Annotated in this window: 4 protein-coding genes and 1 pseudogene; all 5 read right to left on the reverse strand. The window is 64.9% G+C overall.

Going from position 1 to position 3,931, the window contains the following annotated elements:
• Positions 1-79: 79 nt before the first annotated feature.
• On the reverse strand, positions 80-661 hold the full coding sequence (locus tag AC2VOG_RS06080) for a LysM peptidoglycan-binding domain-containing protein (protein WP_486939015.1): 582 nt from the start codon (positions 659-661) through the stop codon (positions 80-82).
• Positions 662-807: 146 nt separating this feature from the next.
• Entirely contained in the window at positions 808-1,749 is a 942-nt protein-coding gene (locus tag AC2VOG_RS06085; protein ID WP_486939016.1) for a sterol desaturase family protein, read from the reverse strand.
• A gap of 48 nt (positions 1,750-1,797) precedes the next feature.
• Complete coding sequence (locus AC2VOG_RS06090; protein WP_486939017.1) at positions 1,798-2,532, reverse strand: MgtC/SapB family protein; 735 nt, start codon at positions 2,530-2,532, stop codon at positions 1,798-1,800.
• An 86-nt stretch (positions 2,533-2,618) separates the two neighbouring features.
• Complete coding sequence (locus tag AC2VOG_RS06095) at positions 2,619-2,915, reverse strand: hypothetical protein (protein ID WP_486939018.1); 297 nt, start codon at positions 2,913-2,915, stop codon at positions 2,619-2,621.
• 129 nt (positions 2,916-3,044) lie between these two features.
• A pseudogene (locus AC2VOG_RS06100) lies at positions 3,045-3,931 on the reverse strand (hypothetical protein); the annotation flags it as partial.

Raw genomic sequence — 3,931 nt, forward strand, 5'->3', positions numbered from 1 at the left:
TGTGGCCCCCCCCCCGGGGCGTGTGGGTTTTTGTCAAGGCCCCCCCCCGCCGGGGGGGGCGCCGCCTTTCCATGGACGATCAAGGAATGGTCAGGACCTGTCCCGGGTGGATCAGATCCGGGTTGGAGATGCCGCTGGCGTCGGCGATTATTTGGTATTTGTTGCCGTCGCCGTAGAACTGCTCGGCGATGGCCCACAATGTGTCGCCGGATTCGACGGTGTAGGTGCGTGCGGCTGCGGGCTCAGGCTCCGCGTGAGCGGCTTCCTCGACTGCGTGCTCCTCTGCGACTGGCGGTGCGGCAGCCTCTGGCTCGGGCGGCGGCGGGGCGTCGGTTTCGGTCTTGGTCGACCACGCGGCGGCGTCGCCGGAGTAGAGCACCAGGTTGCGGTCGTCCTGAAGAACGAGGCGGACGTTCTTCTTGCCCTTGGTGTCGGTGTGCCACACCGGGTTGTTGGCGGTGTAGAGCACAAAGTTGCCGTCGCTCTGGACCTCCGCGCGGACCACATCTTCACCGTTGGTGCCCGACGCCCAGATTGCATGTCCGCGCGACGCGAGGACCAGGTTTCCGTCGTCTTGTAACGTCAGGGTGTAAGCCCCGTTGCTCGAGGTAAGCGATTCTCCTTTGACGAGCTTTTGCCCCTCGGTGAGAGTGTCTCCCACAGCAATTCCCTTCTCGTGGTCACGGCAGGTGGATACCGGCCTCGCCGTCAAACTTAGTGATCTTGGCTGAGCGGTGGGGGCTTTCGGCGCGCTGCGATGAAAACGCCGGATAAACAAGGTCGCTCTGCTGAGCGGGATGATCAGCGTCAGGATGCCGGCCGTGTCGATGCTTTGGACTGCGCTGCCGACGGGGCCTGCCAGCCGGGCGGCCCGAAGACGTGACCGAGTCGATCGCGCAGACGCGTTGCCGAACGGAGATCTCGGGCAATAGCCAGGTATTCGTGAGTCTGCAGCTTCCACACGTTGAATGTGTCCACCTGCTTGGTCAGGCCGTAATGCGGGCGAAACGTCTCTTGCCGGAAAGTGCCGAACAACCGGTCCCACACAATGAAAATGCCGCCGTAATTCTTGTCGAGGTACTCGGCATCCATCCCGTGGTGTACACGATGATGCGATGGTGTGTTGAAGACGAATTCGAAAGGCGGCCACATTCTGCCGATGCGCTCGGTGTGTACCCAGAACTGATAGATCAGGTTGACCGAGAAGCTGCAGAACACCAGCCACGGCGGAATACCCAAGAGTGGCAACGGAATCCACATGAGAATTTCGCCGCTGTTGTTCCATTTCTGACGCAGCGCGGTGGCGAAATTGAAGTACTGGCTGGAGTGGTGAGCCTGATGGGTCGCCCACATCAGCCGAATCCGGTGCGCGCTGCGGTGATAGCAGTAGTAGAGCAGATCGACGCCGAGAAGTGCGATCACCCAGGTGTACCAACGCGTCGCCGGCAGATGCCAGGGAGCCAGGTAGGCGTAGATCGCGGCGTAGCCGAGCAACGCGATGAATTTCCAGGCCGCCGTCGTCGCCACCGAGATGAGACCCATCCGGATGCTGGCCCACGAATCGGCCGTCAGATAGGCACCCGAGCGCGGACGATCGGATTGCGCGTCCGCCTCCCGTTCGATGCGTTCGAGCTTGCGTGCCGCGGTCCACTCAACAATCAGCAGCAGAAGGAAGAACGGAATCGAGAACAGCACCGGGTCGCGCATCTGCTCCGGCAAACCCGATAGCCAACCGGCAATCGCATTCACGTCTCACACCCTACGACGTCGCCGTCCTGGGCTCTGAAGCTTGGCCGCCTAATCCGTCTCCGGCGCCCGAGGCATGCGCTCGTCCTCGTCGCCGGCATACCAGTGCACCGCCTGAACGCCCTCTTGCAGTGAGAGTTCAGCGACGAGCCGTTCCAGCCGGGCCGGGGCATGGCCGTCGCTGAGCAGGTACGCGGTCAAGGCGACGCTGTCATCGCCGGTCCGACCCGTATGGATGCCACGCAACACCAGATCGCTGCCGCCGCCCGTGCGCTGGACAATCTGCGCGCGCGCGTACCGTTCGGACTTGGGCCGGCAGATCAGCTGCAGCTGATAGGGCTGGTCGTCTTCGTCCTCCTCCACCACGCTGTCGCCGTGATCGATCAGGTGGCCCAGCGGCCGCCCCAACACGTGGATCGCCACGATCGTGCCGGTGGCGATGAGCGCAAACAACGGATGTCCGCCGGCCGCGAGCACACCGACCGCAGCCGAACACCACAAGGTCGCCGCGGTGTTGAGCCCGCGCACATTGAATCCCTCGCGCAGGATCACCCCACCACCGAGGAAACCGACGCCGGACACGACGTACGACGCCACTCGGGTAGGGCTGCTGTCGTTGGTGACGACCGAGTAGAGCACGAACAGCGTCGCGCCGGTCGCCACCAGTGCGTTGGTCCGCAGGCCCGCCCGTCGAGCCTGCCACTGCCGCTCGATTCCGATGAGCGCGCCGCAGCCGGCCCCAACGCCCAAACGCAGCGCGAATTCAGCGATGCTCAGCGTCTGCATGACGCGGCACTCCTTTCCCCGAACCGAGGTATGGATCCAGTGTGGACGACAAGCGTGATTGGTGCGTTGCCAGGCCGATAGCGTGATCACTTGTCGATGGCGCGAGCGGCTTCGGCAGGGCCGGCGGCAACATCCACCACGGCGCCCGATCGGCTGTCGTTAAAGCGTCGGAGAACTGTTCGAGCACTGGTGATCTCGGTGGCTGTCGTCCCCTCGTCCACAGCACGGCGAAAGTGTCTCCGGCGCACACCGCGCAGGTCATGCAGGGGGTGACTGAGATCGAGGGCGCTGTCGATGTCACCAAGGTGGGCCCTGTCCAGCACTGTGAGGCGCGACACCTCGTGTTGTGTGGTGTCGATGCTGTCGCGGTCCAGAGTGGTCATCGCCAGTCACTCCAATCGACGTCGGGTCGTCATTTGCCGAAATCGGTTCCCGCACAGGGCGTGCCGGTATTCGCGTCGGTGCCAAGCACCTCGTTGACGGCGGCGGTGCGAACGCCGCTTTCGCTTTTCCTATCCCCCAGCTGGCGTACGGAGGATGGCTTTAGTGGGGAATCCGTAGATCGGGGCTTCCTCGTCCTCGTCCTCAGCTTTGTCGACCATGCGCGACGCTCTCGATGCAGCAACAGGCGGCAATCCGGCGGTGACTACCGGGCTGGTGGCGGGTGCGACGGCCGGCAGCGCCGTCGCGGGGGACGGCACGGCATCCGCAGGCGCGAGTAGGGCGGCCGAGTGCGGTGGCACCGACAGGGCTCGGACCAGGGTGGCTTTGCCGACGTTCGCGGTGACGTCGGCCCCGCCGGTGCGCACCCCGGCCAGGACGCCCGAACTACCTAAGCCTGTCGGGGCCGGGGCATCGACAGCACTGAGGTGGGACGTGGCCGCGCCCAGACCGCCGGCCACGGCGGCGGGGTTCAGAGTCCGGCCGAGGACCGTTGTGAGAGCGGTCATATCGCCCACGGCCTGCCCGATGAACGCGGGGCTGTAGGGCGCGCCCGCGAGGACAGAGTTGACCAACGTGGAGTTCAAAAAATTCGACATCGGGGTCGCGCCGGACGATCCCGAGATCAGATTGAAAAACCCAGCCAGCCCCGAGGTGAGGGTTCCCGACCCGGGTGCGGTGATGTTGAGCCCCAGCGCATCCAAGAGCGCGCTCAACCCCGATCCCGATGTGGCGGCTCCGGTCGCGCCGGACAGCCCGCTGGGGTTGGTGAGTCCTTGCAGGGAGGTTTGCAGTGTGGACAGTAGTTGCGAGAGGCTGGTGGGGGTGTTGGTGGCCGCGCTGGAGGTGGCCTGGGCGGCAGCCGCCGTTTGATGAGCCGACCCAGCAGCGGTGGTGGTCACCGGAGCTTCATGAAGCGGGTCAAAGGTGGTCGCGGCAGCGGAGGCGCCCGCATAGC

The sequence above is a fragment of the Mycobacterium sp. TH-M11 genome (assembly GCF_057473725.1).